15 protein-coding genes are annotated in these 16,441 nt (G+C 69.8%); 8 read left to right on the top strand and 7 right to left on the bottom strand.

Annotation, left to right across the window (positions count from 1 at the left end):
* Positions 1 to 425: 425 nt before the first annotated feature.
* The 3 genes from ACFYY2_RS33125 to ACFYY2_RS33115 all read right to left on the bottom strand — a co-directional run bounded on the left by ACFYY2_RS33125 (position 426) and on the right by ACFYY2_RS33115 (position 3,028).
* A complete protein-coding gene (locus tag ACFYY2_RS33125) occupies positions 426 to 863 on the bottom strand; it encodes a hypothetical protein (RefSeq protein ID WP_388749984.1) in 438 nt (145 codons plus the stop codon).
* A gap of 468 nt (positions 864 to 1,331) precedes the next feature.
* A complete protein-coding gene (locus tag ACFYY2_RS33120; RefSeq protein WP_388749999.1) occupies positions 1,332 to 2,069 on the bottom strand; it encodes an ABC transporter permease in 738 nt (245 codons plus the stop codon).
* Positions 2,070 to 2,080: 11 nt separating this feature from the next.
* Positions 2,081 to 3,028, bottom strand: a complete 948-nt coding sequence (locus tag ACFYY2_RS33115) for an ABC transporter ATP-binding protein (RefSeq protein ID WP_388749981.1) — start codon at positions 3,026 to 3,028, stop codon at positions 2,081 to 2,083.
* A gap of 108 nt (positions 3,029 to 3,136) precedes the next feature.
* Between ACFYY2_RS33115 and ACFYY2_RS33110 the strand changes: the two genes are divergently transcribed.
* From ACFYY2_RS33110 to ACFYY2_RS33100, 3 genes are all read left to right on the top strand, one after another.
* Positions 3,137 to 4,309 carry a sensor histidine kinase gene (locus tag ACFYY2_RS33110; RefSeq protein ID WP_388749979.1) on the top strand — a complete coding sequence of 391 codons (1,173 nt, stop codon included), beginning with the start codon at positions 3,137 to 3,139 and terminating at the stop codon, positions 4,307 to 4,309.
* A gap of 4 nt (positions 4,310 to 4,313) precedes the next feature.
* Positions 4,314 to 4,964, top strand: coding sequence for a response regulator (locus ACFYY2_RS33105; RefSeq protein WP_388749976.1), 651 nt, complete (start codon positions 4,314 to 4,316; stop codon positions 4,962 to 4,964).
* 128 nt (positions 4,965 to 5,092) lie between these two features.
* Entirely contained in the window at positions 5,093 to 6,250 is a 1,158-nt protein-coding gene (locus tag ACFYY2_RS33100) for an ROK family protein (RefSeq protein WP_388749996.1), read from the top strand.
* 163 nt (positions 6,251 to 6,413) lie between these two features.
* On the opposite strand, the gene ACFYY2_RS33095 is transcribed toward ACFYY2_RS33100, so the two are convergent.
* Entirely contained in the window at positions 6,414 to 7,178 is a 765-nt protein-coding gene (locus ACFYY2_RS33095; RefSeq protein ID WP_388749974.1) for a GntR family transcriptional regulator, read from the bottom strand.
* Between the two features lie 654 nt (positions 7,179 to 7,832).
* Positions 7,833 to 8,717 (bottom strand): RNA polymerase sigma factor SigJ, encoded by an 885-nt coding sequence (gene sigJ, locus ACFYY2_RS33090; RefSeq protein ID WP_388749972.1) that lies wholly within the window; start codon positions 8,715 to 8,717, stop codon positions 7,833 to 7,835.
* Between the two features lie 234 nt (positions 8,718 to 8,951).
* Here sigJ and ACFYY2_RS33085 point away from each other — a divergent pair, with 234 nt between their 5' ends.
* Together ACFYY2_RS33085 and ACFYY2_RS33080 are read left to right on the top strand one after the other, a co-directional pair.
* On the top strand, positions 8,952 to 9,479 hold the full coding sequence (locus ACFYY2_RS33085; RefSeq protein ID WP_388749993.1) for an alpha/beta fold hydrolase: 528 nt from the start codon (positions 8,952 to 8,954) through the stop codon (positions 9,477 to 9,479).
* A gap of 485 nt (positions 9,480 to 9,964) precedes the next feature.
* Positions 9,965 to 11,434, top strand: coding sequence for a GNAT family N-acetyltransferase (locus tag ACFYY2_RS33080; protein ID WP_388749990.1), 1,470 nt, complete (start codon positions 9,965 to 9,967; stop codon positions 11,432 to 11,434).
* On the opposite strand, the gene ACFYY2_RS33075 is transcribed toward ACFYY2_RS33080, so the two are convergent.
* The gene (locus ACFYY2_RS33075; RefSeq protein WP_388749969.1) at positions 11,361 to 12,584 is read right to left on the bottom strand and encodes a trans-sulfuration enzyme family protein; all 1,224 of its coding nucleotides are present in this window, start codon (positions 12,582 to 12,584) and stop codon (positions 11,361 to 11,363) included. The genes ACFYY2_RS33080 and ACFYY2_RS33075 overlap by 74 nt on opposite strands.
* A 59-nt stretch (positions 12,585 to 12,643) precedes the next feature.
* On the opposite strand from ACFYY2_RS33075, the gene ACFYY2_RS33070 reads away from it, so the two are divergent.
* The 3 genes from ACFYY2_RS33070 to ACFYY2_RS33060 all read left to right on the top strand — a co-directional run bounded on the left by ACFYY2_RS33070 (position 12,644) and on the right by ACFYY2_RS33060 (position 15,969).
* Positions 12,644 to 13,162 carry an Lrp/AsnC family transcriptional regulator gene (locus ACFYY2_RS33070; protein WP_388749966.1) on the top strand — a complete coding sequence of 173 codons (519 nt, stop codon included), beginning with the start codon at positions 12,644 to 12,646 and terminating at the stop codon, positions 13,160 to 13,162.
* A gap of 67 nt (positions 13,163 to 13,229) precedes the next feature.
* The gene (locus tag ACFYY2_RS33065) at positions 13,230 to 14,915 is read left to right on the top strand and encodes a DUF885 domain-containing protein (protein ID WP_388749963.1); all 1,686 of its coding nucleotides are present in this window, start codon (positions 13,230 to 13,232) and stop codon (positions 14,913 to 14,915) included.
* A 97-nt stretch (positions 14,916 to 15,012) separates the two neighbouring features.
* Positions 15,013 to 15,969 carry an ATP-grasp domain-containing protein gene (locus ACFYY2_RS33060; RefSeq protein ID WP_388749961.1) on the top strand — a complete coding sequence of 319 codons (957 nt, stop codon included), beginning with the start codon at positions 15,013 to 15,015 and terminating at the stop codon, positions 15,967 to 15,969.
* Here ACFYY2_RS33060 and ACFYY2_RS33055 read toward each other — a convergent pair.
* Positions 15,888 to 16,373: a rhodanese-like domain-containing protein gene (locus ACFYY2_RS33055; RefSeq protein ID WP_388749958.1), complete on the bottom strand. Its 486-nt coding sequence runs from the start codon at positions 16,371 to 16,373 to the stop codon at positions 15,888 to 15,890. The genes ACFYY2_RS33060 and ACFYY2_RS33055 overlap by 82 nt on opposite strands.
* Between the last annotated feature and the right edge of the window lie 68 nt (positions 16,374 to 16,441).

Here is a 16,441-nt window from a genome sequence, read left to right as displayed (position 1 = left end):
AACTCCTGGGGGTAAGGCTTGGGCACAGCGACATCCTTCCCACCTGCCCTACAAGGCAAGCCAGTTCAGATGTCACCCGATCGTGCATCAGACCCATGTGTGCTGTGGGCGGCCTCACCCTTCTGATGTCCGCACAGCAGTCGAGTCCCCACCCCAGGCGCATCTGCAGCCGTGTGCCCCCATCCATCGTGTACAGGGCTCGGGTGAGGAGCCCGTGGGACTGCCGCCCCGGGGCCGGCCCCGGCCCCGGCCCACCAATGGTGCGTCAACTCGGGAAAGGAGCACGGTGGCCCGGGCAGTGGCGCCATGCCTGTGTCCACGGGCTCGCATCTCGCAACAAGTGCCGGCCAGGCGCTGATCAAGCAGCTCATCAAGGCGCTGATCAAGCTGTCAGGTAACTGTTGTCGCATCGACCGCCAAAGTGCTCACGGCGGATCGACAACCGTCACGACAACAGCCAGCTCGCACCCCAGTCCGGCCTCGTGGAGATACAACATCATGGCTATCCAACGCCCCTCGACCCGCCACAACTGCAGGTATTCGCAACCTGAGACGGGGTCGGCCCAGGGCTCGGCTATCCTCTCGCCCGCCATCATGCGTTCCTGCGCGCTCCACAAACTGACGGCCTGCGGTTCGCCCCAGCGAAGCGTGAGCAGTGTGAGCAGTGCGTCATGTTCCGCCAGGCACTGCGCGCGCCGCTGCGCAGGGTCTGGGGTGTCGTCTTCTCCGTCGAGGTCTTCTCTGACAAGTAGCGCTGTGTGGTAGCCGGGTCCGCTGACGCCTGTGCCCGAGTGGAGGCGCTCCGAAGGGAAGTCCTGGGTGCGCATTCCATCGATGAGGCCGAGGTGATGTGCGGTCGTCATATCGTCAGTAAACCCCTCCCCACTGACACATGGCCTTGCACTGGGACACATCCCGGGCCTGGACTCCACCAACGGGACGCTGACGTTGGTTCAGCCTGCCCGGCGTTCGGGGCGACCAGCCCGGGCCGTGGCTGTCGCTCCGCTCCCCGGGAGCACTGACCGCTCTCGCGCGAAACACGCACCGACCCGGTAAAAGCCTCCGTTCCCAGGCAGACCTTGAACCCCGGCCACCACTCGCCCGGCGGCTGTCGGGATTGGCGCGGTGCTGCCGCCGCACCCAACCAGGGAAACGTCCGGCGGGTCAGTTCTCTGGCCAGAGGGCGGCGTGAGTCATGTACTCACAGCTCTCGCGCCGCGAACCGCGTCCCTCGATGTACTTCCCGTGTCCCGCGATGCACGTCCCGTGTCCCGCTATGCACTTCGCGCATACGTGGCCCATCCCGTCCGGTCCACAGGTCCACCCCGCCTCTAGGCATCGCGTCGGCTCATGGACCACCACCCGGCGAGGAGCGCGAGGCCGGCCCACCCTGCGGTAACGGCAAGCCCCGTCCAGGCGCCCAGCCCTGCCTCGTGATGTGTGTGCAGTACCAACTGCCCGGCTTGGTCAGGGAGAAATTGAGCAGCGTCTCCGGCTATGTCTCCAATGACGAAGGACACGATCAGAATGAAGGGAATCAGCAGGCTCAGCACGGCGACCGCGCTGCGCAGGAGTGCTGTCAGTCCCGCCGCGAACAGCGTCATCAGCGCGAGATAGAGACCCCCACCGAAAGCCGCTCGTAGCGCACCTGGATGTCCCAGGCCGATCGCGTAGTCGCCCATGAACAGCTGCCCCACGAGAAAGGTGGTGAAGCTGGTGATCAGGCCCACGCCGAGAGCGAGCCCTCCGACCACCGACATCTTGCAGCCGTAGAGAAGGCCACGTCGGGGGACTGCGGCAAGCGATATACGCAAGGCGCCGTTCAGGAACTCCGACGACACGGCGGTCGCCCCGAAGCTTATGGCGGCGAGCTGACCGAAGTTCAGCGCGTAGAAGGCGGAGAAGACCGCATCGTAGGCCGCGTCATTCGCCTCGGCCTGCCCTACGGAGGCGAAGACGAGCACGGTGATGCACAGGGTCGCGCCGAAGACCGACATCAACGAACCGGACACCGAACGGACGGATATGGTCTTGATCCACTCGGATCGCAGGACCGCTTTTCCAGGCATTGTCACGGCGCTCAGATCTCCTTCCGGCCGACAGGCTCGTCACGCAGGGGCGCGGATGCGGAAAACTGGGTCTCGCTCGCGGTGAGGTCGAGGTACGCCTCTTCCAAGGTCGCCCGCATCTGCGTCAGCTCGATGAGAGGGATGCCCTCCCTGGCCGCTATCGCACCGATCTCCTCCACCTCTGCTCCTGCGATCGTCCAGTCCCCGCCGTCGTCCCCGACGGGCACGTGCCCCTCGCGCGTGAGGGCGCCCCGAAGACGAGAGGCCTCGGTGGTCCGCAACCAGACACCTGGTCGTGTGCGAGAACTGAGGAACTGCCGCATCGGCACATCGGCCAGGAGCCGACCTCTGCCCAGAACGATCAGGTGGTCGGCGAATGACGAGGTCTCGTTCATCAGGTGGCTGGAGACCAGGACGGTCCGGCCCTCGCGCGCCATGCGGCGCAGCAGCTCGCGGATCCAGACGATGCCCTCCGGGTCCAACCCGTTGGAGGGTTCGTCCAGCATCACCACCTCGGGCTCGCCGAGCAGCGCCGCGGCAATACCGAGTCGTTGCCGCATGCCCAGCGAAAAGGTCTTGATTCGCCGCCCTGCGACCTCTGAGAGGCCGGCCTCCTCGAGCGCTTCCTCGACCCTGCTGTCGGCTATGCCGTTGCTCGCGGCGAGGAAACGCAGGTGATGGCGAGCGGTCCGTGAACCGTGCGCCGCTTGGACGTCGAGCAGGGCTCCGACTCGGCGCAGCGGGTTGTCCAGGGCGGAGTAGGGCCGTCCGCCGATGGTGGCCGAGCCGGCCGAAGGACGGGCCAACCCCAGTGCGAGTCGCATGGTGGTGGACTTCCCGGCGCCATTGGGTCCGAGAAAGCCCGTGACGCGCCCCGGCCGCACACTGAACGTGAGGTGGTCCACAGCGCGGACAGGCCCGTAATCCTTGGTGAGTTCGTGAACTTCGATGCTGGTCATGGCTCAAGGCTGGCCTGCCTCTTACCCTCGCCGCCTCCCCCGCTGGAGGGGTCGATATCCCTCGCTCGGGGGAGCCGCCGGCAAGCGCGACGCTGACACGATTGCGGCATGCACCGTTTCCTCGGACCGCTGGCCCGACCCGTCACGTACAGCCGCTGGCTGCATTTGCTCATTCCATCCGCAGTCGTCAGCGTGTGGCTGTTCATTTCCATGGACACACCGTGGATGCCCTGTCTCTTCGCGGTACCGGTCGGTCTGCTGCCCGGGTTTCGCCTCGCGGAGGGCTTGCAGGCGCAGTTGCTCCTCACACCCGCAGAACGCGGCAAGCCCGGTGCCTCGATCTCAGCGGCTCCCGCAGCCACATGGGCCGAGCGGTGGCGGACCGTGGCCTGGCTCGAGGTCAGGCTGCTGCTCGCGGCAGCAGCGGGCTTCGCCACTGTCTGGTTGCCGGCGATAGCGTTCGACCTCGTGGGCGCCGCGATCGGCGCCCAACCGACCACGGACTGGCTGGCGGAGGTGCTCCCGGGGCGCTGGGTCTGCGCGCTGCTCGCGCCGGTGCCCTTGCTGTTGCTGCTCGGAGTGGTCGTCATCTGCGGTGAAGTGGCTACAGCAGCCGCACGCGGGCTGCTGGGCCCCTCCCCGGCCGAGCGCATGACCGCCCTGGAGGAACGCACCCAGCTGTTGCTGGAGCGCAATCGGATAGCCCGGGAGCTCCACGACTCCATCGGACACGCACTGACGATCGCGGTGGTGCAGGCAGGAGCGGCCAGGACCGCGGACAGCCCGGAGTTCACCGCACGCGCCCTCGCAGCCATCGAGGAGACGGGACGCGCTGCGCTGGAGGATCTGGAGCGGGTCCTGCGGGTTCTGCGCGAGCCGGACCTTCCCGTCGGCGGACGCCCGACGCTAATCGAAGCCGACAGGCTCCTGGATTCGGCCCGCGACTCCGGGGTGACCATAGACGTCGACATGACGGGATCACTGGATCTGCTTCCGGGCCCGGTGTCGCGCGAGGGGTACCGGATCCTGCAGGAGTCGCTGACGAACGTGCTCCGTCACGCAGGCGCTGTTCCCGTACGGGTGAGGATCGCCGTGGAGGAGACGCGTCTGGATCTGGAGGTGGCCAATCCTCTTGTGGGGTCGTCGCGCGGCCGCGGCGGCGGAAGCGGTCTGCGGGGCATGAGGGAGCGGGCCGCGCTGCTCGGCGGAAAAGCGAGGACGGGACCGCACAAGGGGGAATGGATCGTGCACGCGAGCCTCCCGCTGGACCGCATACGCTGACCTGATGCCGGTTACCGTACTTCTGGTCGACGACGAACCCTTGGTGCGTGCGGGGTTGCGCGCGGTCCTGGAGGCCCAGCCCGATATCGAGGTGGTGGGCGAGGCCGGAGATGGCGCGGCAGTGATTCCGCTGGTGAGCCGGCTTCGGCCCGATGTCGTCGCGATGGACGTACGCATGCCGTTGATGGACGGCATCGAGGCGACCCGCCTGGTCCTGCGGACCGTTCCCGATCCGCCAAAGATTCTCGTGGTGACGACATTCGAGAACGACGAGTACGTGTACGAGGCACTGCGGGCCGGGGCTGACGGGTTCCTCCTCAAGCGCGCCCGACCCTCGGAAATCGTGCATGCCGTACGCCTGGTGGCGGAGGGCGAGTCGCTGCTGTTTCCAGCAGCGGTCCGGCAGCTCGCCGCCGAGTACGGCAGCAGCAAGGCGCGAGAACGCATGCACAGAGCCGCGCTCACCGACCGGGAGGCTGCGGTGCTCCGGCTCATGGCGCGGGGGCAGTCCAACGCTGAGATCGCAGCCGAGCTCGTCGTCGGAGTCGAGACCGTGAAGACACATGTCAGCGCGATTCTCGCGAAGTTGGGAGCCAGGGATCGGACCCAGGCGGTCATCGCGGCCTACGAGTCGGGCTTCGTGGCTCCGAGCTGACCGGGACAAGCCTCCGCCCGCTCGGTGCACCCTATGCGGTGACCAGTAACTCCCGTCGGCTGGTGGTCGCCGTGGTTCGAGGCAGCGAGTACCATCCGGCAGACACGCACGACCTGGGAGGACACACGGTGGGCAGGCTGACCGGTGGGGATCCGTCTCTGCTCCGGCGGATCAATTCCGCAGTGGTGCTGCATGCCCTTCGAGGCGCGGATTCGCCCACACTCACGGATCTGACGCGAATCACCGGTCTGTCCCGTCCCACGGTCGAGGGGGTCGTCGAGGGCCTCTTCGGTGAGGGTCTGGTCGTCGAGGCGCTGCCCGACGACAGCGGAGCCCGCCGCCAGGGGCGGCCTGCCCGGCGGTTCAGGTTCCGAGCCGAGGCGGGGTATCTGCTGGGCATCGAGATCGGCCCCCATCGGGTGTCCGCCCTTCTCTCGGGGCTGGACGGCAGGGTGGTCGGGGCCGGGTCACGCGATGTCTCGGAAACGGCGTGTGCGGATGACAGGCTCGAACAGGTCAGGGCCATGATCGTGGATCTGTTGCGGCGTACCGGGGTGGCGAGGAGCAGTTTGCGCGCGGTGGGGGTCGGTAGCCCGGGCATCGTGGAGGCTGACGGCACCGTAAGACTGGGTACGGCGCTGCCCGACTGGACGGGGCTCGCGCTCGGCGAGAGGCTGCGGCGTTCCTTCCGTTGCCCGGTCCTGGTGGAGAATGACGCCAATGCCGCCGCGGTGGCCGAGCACTGGAAAGGTGCGGCGACCGAGTCCGACGACATCGTCTTCGTCCTGGCGGGCTTGAGCCCGGGCGCCGGTTCGCTGATCGGGGGACGACTGCACCGCGGGTTCGGTGGAGCGGCCGGCGAGATCGGCGCGCTTCATCTGCTGGGCAGGGACGTCACACCGGAACACCTTCTCTCCACGACGGACACCCCGCTAGATCCTCTGGACGAGCAAGCGGTCGCTGCGGTCTTCGCCAAGGCCAGGGACGGGGACTCGGGTGCCCAGGCAGCAGTCGCACGGTTCAATCAAAGGCTGGTCCACGATGTCGCCGCTCTGGTACTCGCGCTCGATCCCGAGCTCGTGGTGATCGGTGGGTGGGCCGCCGGCCTGGACGGAGTGCTGGACCCACTTCGCGACGAGCTGGCCCGCTACTGCCTGCGGCCGCCACGTGTCACTCTCTCGCTCCTCGGCGAGGCCGCCGTCGCCACAGGCGCGCTGCGGCTGGCCCTGGACCATGTGGAAGAGCAGCTCTTCGCCGTCGAGGGAACGATGACGGCCCGCCGCTGACAGCGGCGGGCCGTTCGAATGAGCTGGCCCACACCGGACTCGCTCCGAGGCGTCATCACGCAGACGTCGACCCGCACATGACATACCCGAGGCACCGAGGCACCGAGGCACCGAGGCACCGAGGCACCGAGGCACCGAGGCACCGAGGCACCCGCGAACGGTGTCAGGAGGCCTTGCGTTCCTGCTCAGCGTGACTGATTTCGAGGGCTCCCGAATCGCCGAAGGTGAGCCTGCAGGTATCAGCCCGGTAGGTGGCGACGGAGACGGCCGCTGTGGCCCGTGCCACGAGGTAACGCGTAGTGACGACGAGCACGGGGGCTCCTGGCAGCCGATCGAGCTCCTTGGCGTCATCCGCACGGGCTGACCCCAGCTCGACCGAACGGTCCTGGCCGTCGAGGTCGAGACGGTGCAGCTCCCTCAGGACGCTGCGGGCCCTGGCCGGCCCGGACGCCGCCTCGATAGCGGAGAGTTCGGGTACGGAGGACGCCGGGACGTAGAGGAGCTCAGCGGCTACGGCCTGCCCATGGGTCATCCGGATGCGACGCACCACATGCACCGTCTCACCGGCTTCGACGTCGAGCGCGGCAGCGACCACTGCGGGCGCGACGGCCATGGTGCACTCGACGGGTTGCCACGCCTCGTCCCCGTCGCCGGACCATCCGTGCTGCGCAGTCGCGACGGCCACTCCGACACGCGGCGGTGCGACGGTCGTGCCCACGCCGCGTCGGCGCTGCAGCCGCCCTTCGAGTTCGAGCTGCTCGAGTGCCTGCCGGAGCGTCGCGCGTGCGACGCCGAAGCGCGCTGCGAGATCCCGCTCGTTGGGCAGTACCTCTCCCACCGCGAAGTCCGAGTCGAGTGCCTCACTGAGCACGGTCTTGAGGTGCCAGTACTTCGGCTCCTGCACCGATTCCAGCTGCGTGGTCCCCACCCTGTCCTCCGCAATCGCTCGACAGCTTTTCCGCGACGTTATTTATTAAAGGTTCCTGCCTTAACGTTCAGACCTTAGGGCGGCTCACCACCTTGGTCAAGACCAATCCTCGCGCGGTAACGGAGAGAAACTGCTTCCTGCCGCAGAGCGTTCACGGGACGTTCGTGCGGCCGTGGGCGTAGGCAATGCGCCACCTCGCGACTGCCCTGATCCGTGCTGCCCGGATCCGTTGGGCCCACGAAGCATGAGAGAGGCGAAAGCACGGAACGCGCGGAAGCGTGATCGGCGCGACTGCGGGAGAGCTCCGGCGGACCAGTCAGGCGCTGCGGGCGGCACGCACGTGCCCGGGCGGTCCTGACACTTCGCCGACCTGACACCTCGCCTACCGGCACCTCGTCAACAAGCAGAGCCGAAGGCACCGGAACCCGGGTCACCGGAGTCAAGGGCGTCCTCAGAGAACATCACGAGCGAGCGGCCCGGTCCCCGTGCAGGATCCGGGCACATGCGAATGCCGGGCCTCCGAACCGCCCTGAGGCCCACCCCCGCAGGCCCGCAGGCCCCAGAAGCGCCCGGAAGTCCGACCCGGCCTCACACCTCGCGTCTCGCGCCACCCCGGCAGTCGCAGGACGGCCCCCGCACGGCGAGGTTCCTGCGCTACCTGACGCGCAGCCCCGTCAGCTTGTCGGGGTTGCGAATCACGTAGACACACCGGATGACGCCGTCGGTGACCTCGGCCTGGAAAACGGTGTCCACCTGCCCGTCCACACTGAACACCAGGGCGGGTCCACCGTTGAGTTCCAGGATCCGGGCCTCCATCCGCGAAGGCCAGTCGTGGGCCACCGCGAACAGGAAGCGTCCCACCTTGTCCGCGGTCTCGATGATCCGTCGGGGTGCCTTTGCCTTGCCACCGCTGTCACTGACGAGCCGCACGTCGGGCGCCAGCAGGGCGAGCAACTGGTCGAGTCCGCCGCCCGAGGCGGCGGCAAGGAAGCGCTCCGTAAGATCGCGCCGCTCGGCCGGGTCCACGTCGTAGCGAGGCCGGCCCTCCTCGACATGCCGCTTCGCGCGACCGGCGAGCTGGCGTACCGCCGCCTCCGACCGGTCGAGGGTGACGCCGATCTCCGCGTACGGAAAGCCGAACGCCTCGCGCAGGACGAAGACCGCGCGCTCCAGCGGGGAGAGCGTCTCCAGGACGATGAGGACCGCCAGGGAGACGGAGTCCGCGAGGACCGCCTGTTCGGCGGAGTCGGGAACCGCTTGCCCGAATCCGGTGATCACGGGTTCGGGCAGCCAGGGCCCCACATACGCCTCACGCCGGGACTGCAGGTGGCGGAGCCTGTCGATGGCGAGCCGAGTGGTGATACGCACGAGATAGGCCCGCGGTTCCCGCACATCGTCCCGATCGGCCGACGACCAGCGCAGCCATGCCTCCTGCACCACGTCCTCGGCGTCGGCGATGCGGCCGAGCATGCGGTACGCGACCCCGGTCAGGACGGGCCGGTGCTCTTCGAAGAGATCAGTCGCGGTGTCGGCAGTCACTTCCCCATCCCAGCCGACGCACCGGAGGGTGTCCAGCGGGAATCGGGGTGACCTCTTGAACTACGAGCTACCGGACGGCAATTCTTGTTGACGTGGAGTCTCATTCACTCCGTCCCCACGCCCGATGATCCCGAGGAGCGGTACGGCCGACGCGCTCTTGTTCGCCGCCGACTCCCCCGCAGGCTGGACACGGTCCGTCCGGCGTACGAACGAACAGGTGAGGGCGAGCCGTTGGTGCTGCTGCACGGCGTCGGTAACCACCGACAGGCCTGGGATCCCGCGCTGCGCATCCTGGCGGCGGAGCGGGATGTCATAGCCGTCGACCTCCCTGGATTCGGCTCCTCGCCATCGCTGCCGGACGGGCTCTCGTGCGGTGTGCGAACAGTGGTGCCGGTGCTCGCGTCGTTCTTCGAGGCAGTCGGCCTCGTACGCCCGCACGTCGCGGGCAACTCCCTGGGCGGTCTCCTGGCCCTGGAGCTGGGCCAGGAGAGAAGCGTCCGATCGGCCTCCGCCTTCTCCCCCGCCGGGTTCTGGACCCGAGAGCGAGCGCAGGTACGCCTTCGGGGTACTCCGCGCGATGCGCGGAGCGGCGCTCGCAATGCCGTTGCCCTTGCCCTTGATCACCCGTCTATCGCGCAGCGCTGCCGGCACCCTGGCGGCCGGGCGGTTCCCGCCTTCACCGACGATCTGCCCGGCATCCCCGTCACCGCCGCCTGGGGCGCCCGGGACCTGCTGCTCCCCGTCGGCAGGGCGTCAGGGTGAAGAGGGTCATCCCTGGTGCCCGGCTCGTCCGCCTGCCGCGATGCGGCCACGTCCCCATGAACGACGACCCTGACGCTGTGGCACGGGTCATCCTCGACGCCGGCTGCTGATCCCTTCTCGTCGTGCCGCCCGGGACCGGGCCGCGCGACGGCCTCGCAAGGACGGAGGCAGCGGGGAGCTGACGGTTCGACCGCGGGCAGATGGTGCCTCAGTCCTCCTCAGCAGGACACTGCAGCCGGGGCGCATCGGCCGGTGAGCGACTCCGCCCGCCACGTCCCTAGCCCGTCATGTCCGGCCCCCCTGAGCCCCCAAGCTCACGCCTGATCCCCCACGCTCATTCCTGATGCCCCACGCTCACCCCCACGCCCACGCCCGCAGAAAGGTGCCGAAGGCGATCAGAACGGCCGGATCCACACGTAACCCATCAGTCACAATGCGTTCGTGGTCAGGCAACACCGTTCGGTCACAGTGGCTGCATGACTGATGTGACATCTGCGAAGAGCGCCCGCCACCCGCACCACTGGCGGCGGGATCTGATCGAGCTGGCCGCGCTCTTCACCGCGGTCGCGGTGGCCGACGCAGTCGCCAACCTGATCGGGCACCAGCCCGACGGCCCCTACCTGCTCGTCGCCTCGGCCGTGGCCCTCGCGGCCACGGCCGCGTTCCACACATGGTGGGCACGACGCCACAGCCACGCACCGCCTCCGGATTCCGATACGGATACCGATATCCATGCCGAAACGGATGCCGGTACACGGGCGGAGCTCGCCTCGGCCGGCGCGGAGGATGAGCTGGAGACGGTGCTGTGGCGGATGCGGACGACCGTGCAGGACACCCCGGGTGCCCTGGCCGCCCTCTGCATCGCACTCGCCCGTCACCGGATCGACATCCTCACCCTGCAGACGCACCCTCTGGCGGAGGGCACCGTCGACGAGTTCCTGCTGCGGGCGCCCGGCGCGCTGCCGGCGCGGCGGCTCACCCGGGAGATCGCCTCCGCCGGCGGGACCTCCACCTGGATCGAGCGCGCGGACGCACACGACCTGGTCGACACCCCGACCAGGGTCCTCGGCCTCGCTACGCGCACGGCCATGGACGCGGCCGAACTCCCCCTGGCCCTGCGTCAGCTGCTCGGCCGCTGCACCATCCACTCGCTGCCCGCCCTGTCGGTCACCGGGCGGCCCACCGGGGAGAGTGCGCCCGTGGAAGGTGTCCTGGAGGACACCGTGATGAGGCTGCGCGATCCGTCCGGCGGTGTCATCAGCGTCGAACGCCCCTACCTGCCCTTCACTCCCACGGAGTTCGCCCGCGCGCGGGCCCTGGTCGAGCTCGATGCCCGGCTCGGACCTCGGGTGCCTCGCAGCGAGGACGTCCTCACGCTGCCGGAGGGCAACGAGATCACGGTCCGCCGGGCCGATCAAGGCGACCTGGAGGCAGCGGTCGCCATGCACGGCCGCTGCTCCGAGCGCACCCTGGGCCTGCGCTACCACGGTCCGGTCCGCGACGCCGACCGGTATCTCGACCACCTCCTGAGCCCGCGTTTCGGCCGCACCCTCGCCGTGCAGACGGCCTCCGGCCGGCTGGTGGCGCTCGGGCACCTGCTCTGGGACGGGGACGAGACCGAGGTCGCTCTCGTCGTCGAGGACGACTGGCAGCGCCGCGGCATCGGTTCGCAGCTCCTCGACCGCCTCGTGGGCCTGGCGGTCGAAGCGGGATGCGAGAGCGTCTACGCCGTGACGCAGGCCCACAACACGGGGATGGTCGCCGCCATGCGCGCGCTGTCGCTGCCCCTCGACTACCAGATCGAGGAGGGCACCCTGGTCATCACCGCGCGCCTGGCCCCGTCTCCCGCCCGGCCGGACGCGGAGCCGGCGGACCGGCCCGCTACCGGGCCTGCGGGACAGGCGCCGCGGCCGCTCCCCCGGTCCGGGCGGGCGGGACAGCCGTTCCGTCACTGAGCGCCTGGCACAGATCGGCCCACAGGTCCTCGACGTCCTCCAGGCCGACCGACATACGCAGCAGCCGGTCGCCGACGCCCGCGGCCCGCCGGTCTCCCTCACCCACGATGCGGTGGCTGATGGAGGCCGGATGCTGGATCAGCGTGTCCACGCTGCCCAGGCTCACCGCGGGCGTGATCAGGCGCACCCCGGCGATGATCCTGTGCGGATCCCCGTACACCTCGAAGGACACCATCGCCCCGCCCACCTCCGGGTAGTGGACACGGGCGATACGGGGGTCGGCCGAGAGCCTGCGGGCGAGTTCCGCGGCGGACGCCGACGCGGCCCTGACGCGTACCGGCAGTGTGGAAAGCCCGCGCAGCAGCAGATATCCGGCCATCGGGTGCAGCACGCCCCCGGTCGCGAACCGGACCTGCCGCAGGGTGGAGGCGAACTCCTCGTCGCAGGCGACCACTCCGCCCATCACGTCACCGTGTCCGCCGAGGTACTTGGTGGCGCTGTGCAGGACGATCCGGGCCCCCTGCTCGACCGGCCGCTGCAGGACCGGTGTGGCGAAGGTGCTGTCGACCAGCAGCGGTACGGACCCGCAGGAGTGCGCGACCGCTCTGATGTCGATCTCGGCCAGGGTCGGGTTGGCGGGTGTCTCGACCATCACCAGGCCGGTGTCGGGGCGGATCGCCTCCGCGATGCCCGCCGGGTCCGTCCAGGTCACCTCGGTGCCCAGCAGACCGGCGTTCAGCAGGTGGTCGCTGCACCCGTAGAGGGGACGGACCGCCACCACGTGGCGGAGCCCCAGGCTCGCGCGGGCCAGCAGGACGGCGGTGAGCGCCGCCATTCCGCTGGCGAAGGCCACCGCGCTCTCGGCGCTCTCCAGCCGTGCGAGCGCGGTCTCGAAGCGGGCCGTCGTGGGGTTGTCGAGCCGGGCGTAGACGGGCGGGCCGTCGGGCCTGGCCCCCGTCGTGGCGAAGGCGTCGATGCGCTCGGCCTCACCCCGGGAGTCGTACGACGGGTAGGTGGTGGAGAGATCGATCGGCGCGGCGTGCAGACCGAGAGAGGCGAGATCATCGCGTCCGGCGTGCACGGCTTCGGTGGCGAGCGCCCTGGACCGGAAGGGGGCCTGGGATGTCAGGGAGGAGGCTTCGGTGTCCATGGTGCCAGCCTGAACAAGCAACGGGCGATAGTGCCGGTAGGCCGTGCTACGTTCGCCGGATGCCTGAATCCGTCGCTCTCGATCCGGTAGACCTGCATATTCTGCGACTGCTGCAGAACGATGCCCGGACGACGTACCGGGAACTCGCCGCGGAGGTGGGTGTGGCGCCGTCCACGTGTCTCGACCGGGTCGCGCGGCTGCGCCGCTCGGGGGTGATCGTCGGACACCGGCTGCGCATCGATCCGGCGCGGATCGGCCGCGGTCTGGAGGCGCTTCTGCTCATCCAGGTCAGGCCGCACCGCCGGGAGCTGATCGGCCCGTTCGTCGAGCGGATCCGGGTTCTGCCGGAGTCACGGGCGTTCTTCCACCTGACCGGCCCGGACGACTACCTGGTGCATGTGGCCGTCGCCGACCCGGCGGACCTGCAGCGGCTGGTACTGGACGAGTTCACCTCACGCCGGGAGGTCGCCCGGGTGGAGACGCGGCTGATCTTCCAGCAGTGGGAGTGCGGCCCGCTGATGCCGCCACCGTCCGGCCCCGGTGTCAGGGAACAGCATCAGGATCCTCCGGCCCCGTAATGGATCTCTCCCGGCCGAAGTCGTATTACCCGTGACGCGAGGGCCTCAGCCGTACGAGGATGTCCACATGCCAGACACATCGAGCAGCGCGCTGCCCCGTCAGGTCGCCGACGCCTACGTCGACGCGTACATCGAACTCGACCCGATCACAGGCACCTATCTCGGTGTCGCGGAAAGCTCCCGCAGGCTGCCCGATCTCTCGCCCGAGGGCCAGGAGGCAATGGCCGGTCTCGCCCGGCGCACGCTGGTGGAACTCGACGCGGCGGAGCAGGTGCCGGGCGCCGAGGCGGCGGAGGAGAAGCGCTGTGCGCGGCTGCTGCGCGAGCGCCTGACGGCCGAACTCGCCGTCCACGAGGCGGAGGAGGGGCTGCGGGCGGTCTCCAACATCCACTCTCCGGTCCACAGCCTGCGGGACGTCTTCTCGGCGACGCCGACGGACACCGACGAGGACTGGTCCGCCGTCGTGGACCGTCTGCGCGCGGTTCCGGCCGCGATCGAGGGGTACCGCTCCTCGCTCGCGCTCGGTCTGGAGCGCAAGCTGTACGGGGGGCCCCGGCCGACCGCCACGTTCATCGGTCAGCTGGGGGCCTGGACGGGCGACGACGGCCCGGCGTTCTTCGAGGGCTTCGTGGCCGAGGGACCCGGCTCCCTGCGCACGGAGCTGGACGGAGCGGCCGCACAGGCGACCGCGGCACTCATCGCGCTGCGCGACTGGCTGAGCGAGGTGTACGCCCCCGCGATCGAGGGTGCCCCGGACACCGTGGGCCGCGAGCGCTACGCCCGCTGGGCCCGCCAGTTCAACGGCACGGACCTCGATCTGGACGAGGCGTACGCCTACGGCTGGTCCGAGTACCACCGGCTGCTCGCCGAAATGCGGACCGAGGCACACAAGATCCTTCCGGGCGCGGGCCCGTGGGAGGCTCTCGCCCACCTCGATGTGCACGGGAAGCACATCGAGGGTGAGGAGGAGGTGCGGGAGTGGCTGCAGGGCCTGATGGACGAGGCCATCGAAGCCCTGGACGGCACGCACTTCGAACTGGCCGAGCGGGTGCGGAAGGTGGAATCCCGCATCGCCCCGGCGGGCGGCCCGGCCGCCCCGTACTACACGGGCCCCTCGGAGGACTTCTCGCGTCCCGGCCGCACCTGGCTGCCGACGATGGGTGAGACCCGCTTCCCCGTGTACGACCTGGTGTCCACCTGGTACCACGAGGGCGTGCCAGGGCACCACCTGCAGATCGCGCAGTGGACGCACGTGGCCGAGAGCCTCTCGCGCTACCAGGCGTCGATCGGTCATGTCAGTGCCAACGCCGAGGGCTGGGCGCTGTACGCCGAGCGGCTCATGGACGAGCTGGGCTTCCTGCCCGACGCGGAGCGCCGCCTCGGCTATCTGGACGCGCAGATGATGCGCGCGTGCCGCGTGATCGTCGACATCGGCATGCACCTGGAACTCGAGATCCCCGCGGACTCGCCGTTCCACCCGGGCGAGCGGTGGACGCCGGACCTGGCGCAGGAGTTCTTCGGCGCCCACAGCGGCCGGCCGGCGGACTTCGTGGAGAGCGAGCTGACCCGCTACCTGTCGATGCCGGGGCAGGCGATCGGCTACAAGCTGGGCGAGCGTGCCTGGCTGCTGGGCCGGGAGAACGCGCGCAAGGCGCACGGGGACGCGTTCGACCTCAAGGCGTGGCACATGGCCGCGCTGTCGCAGGGGTCGCTCGGCCTCGACGACCTGGTGGACGAGCTGTCCAGGCTCTGATCGCGTCGTCGGCGGGGTCCGGGGGTACGGCCCCCGACCCCGCCGTTTCCTCGCTGCCGCCCTCGATGGGGCGATGCCGCCCGAGAATGAGTGGTGCATGACTCCGCCCGGATTCCTGTTCTGCCGCGACCCCCTGCTGCCCGGCCGGCCGGACGGCGCGTTCGCCGGGGAGGCCGCCGCGGCTCGTCGGGCCGGTGCCCAGGTCGTCACGATCGACCACGACGCGCTGCTCGCCGGCGACGCGGGGAGCGCGGTGAGCCGGGTGCCGCGCGATTCGGGTCCGTACTGGTACCGGGGCTGGATGATCCCGTCGGTGCGATACGTGGACCTGGAGCAGGCTCTCGTCGCCCGTGGCTGCCGCCTGCTGACCGGCGCGGCCGGCTATCGGAAGGCACACGAACTCCCAGGCTGGTACGGCGTGTTCGCTGATCTCACCCCGCGCAGCGTCTGGCAGCCCCGGCACACCGGCGAGATCCCGGCCGATCCCGCGCCGTGGTCCGCCCTCGCCCGGTCGCTCGGCCCGGGGCCGGGGATCGTGAAGGACTTCGTGAAGTCCCGCAAGCACGACTGGCACGAAGCCTGTTTCGTGCCGGAGCTCGGGGACCCGGCGCGGCTCACCGCCGTGGTGGACCGGTTCCTCGCCCTGCAGGGCGAGTTCCTGGCCGGCGGTGTGGTGCTGCGCGCCTTCGAGCCGTTCGTGCCGGAAGGTGAGGCGCGTGTCTGGTGGGTGGACGGCGAGCCCGTGCTGGTGACGGCTCATCCCGACACACCCGGCCGCGTGCCGGAGCCCGCCCTCGGCCCGGTCCGTGAGGCCGTGCGGGAGCTCGGCTGCCGGTGGGTCACCACCGACATGGCCCTCCGCGAGGACGGGGTGTGGCGGGTGGTGGAGGTGGGGGACGGCCAGGTCAGCGGGCTGCCCGCGGACGACGACGGCGGGAACCTCTTCGCCGCCCTGCTCGCCGTCCGGGCGGGTCAGCAGCCGCAGTCCGCATCGCCGGCAGGTGCGGTGAGCGGGTCGGCGACGCGCCGCTCCGGCCCCTCCCGGGTCTCGTAGGCGAAGCCCTCCCGCACCCAGTACTCGAATCCGCCGAGCATCTCCTTGACCTGGTAGCCGAGTTCGGCGAGGGCCAGCGCGGCACGGGTCGCGCCGTTGCAGCCCGGCCCCCAGCAGTAGGTGATCACGGGAACCTCCGGATCGAGGAGCCCGGCCGCCCGGTCCGCGACGAGGGCGGTCGGCAGGTGTATCGCGCCGGGGACGTGGCCCTGGTCCCAGGAGGCGGTGGAGCGGGAGTCCAGCACGACGAACCCGGGCTCCGCCCCGGATCCGAGCGCCGCCGCCACGTCGGACACGTCCGCGTGGAAGGCGAGCGAGGCGCTGAAGTACGCGGCAGCGGCAGCCGGGGAAGCGGGCGGGACACGGAGGACGGGGTTACCGGTGGCGATCGCCTGTGTGTTCATGACCAGAAATCTATGGTCGGCAACCCGCCACCGGAAGTGAGGTTCCCCGGCAAATGCCTTGTATCCAA

This window comes from Streptomyces sp. NPDC001822 (assembly GCF_042892135.1).
GTDB lineage: Bacteria > Actinomycetota > Actinomycetes > Streptomycetales > Streptomycetaceae > Streptomyces.
Note: the sequence above shows the minus strand (reverse complement) of the source record. Positions and strands in the feature narration are given on the sequence as shown.

Coding starts and splice junctions, on each gene's coding strand:
- ACFYY2_RS33125 (WP_388749984.1), bottom strand. CDS start 863: ATGACGACCGCACATCACCTCGGCCTCATCGATGGAATGCGCACCCAG.
- ACFYY2_RS33120 (WP_388749999.1), bottom strand. CDS start 2,069: ATGCCTGGAAAAGCGGTCCTGCGATCCGAGTGGATCAAGACCATATCC.
- ACFYY2_RS33115 (WP_388749981.1), bottom strand. CDS start 3,028: ATGACCAGCATCGAAGTTCACGAACTCACCAAGGATTACGGGCCTGTC.
- ACFYY2_RS33110 (WP_388749979.1), top strand. CDS start 3,137: ATGCACCGTTTCCTCGGACCGCTGGCCCGACCCGTCACGTACAGCCGC.
- ACFYY2_RS33105 (WP_388749976.1), top strand. CDS start 4,314: ATGCCGGTTACCGTACTTCTGGTCGACGACGAACCCTTGGTGCGTGCG.
- ACFYY2_RS33075 (WP_388749969.1), bottom strand. CDS start 12,584: ATGGACACCGAAGCCTCCTCCCTGACATCCCAGGCCCCCTTCCGGTCC.
- ACFYY2_RS33070 (WP_388749966.1), top strand. CDS start 12,644: ATGCCTGAATCCGTCGCTCTCGATCCGGTAGACCTGCATATTCTGCGA.
- ACFYY2_RS33065 (WP_388749963.1), top strand. CDS start 13,230: ATGCCAGACACATCGAGCAGCGCGCTGCCCCGTCAGGTCGCCGACGCC.
- ACFYY2_RS33060 (WP_388749961.1), top strand. CDS start 15,013: ATGACTCCGCCCGGATTCCTGTTCTGCCGCGACCCCCTGCTGCCCGGC.
- ACFYY2_RS33055 (WP_388749958.1), bottom strand. CDS start 16,373: ATGAACACACAGGCGATCGCCACCGGTAACCCCGTCCTCCGTGTCCCG.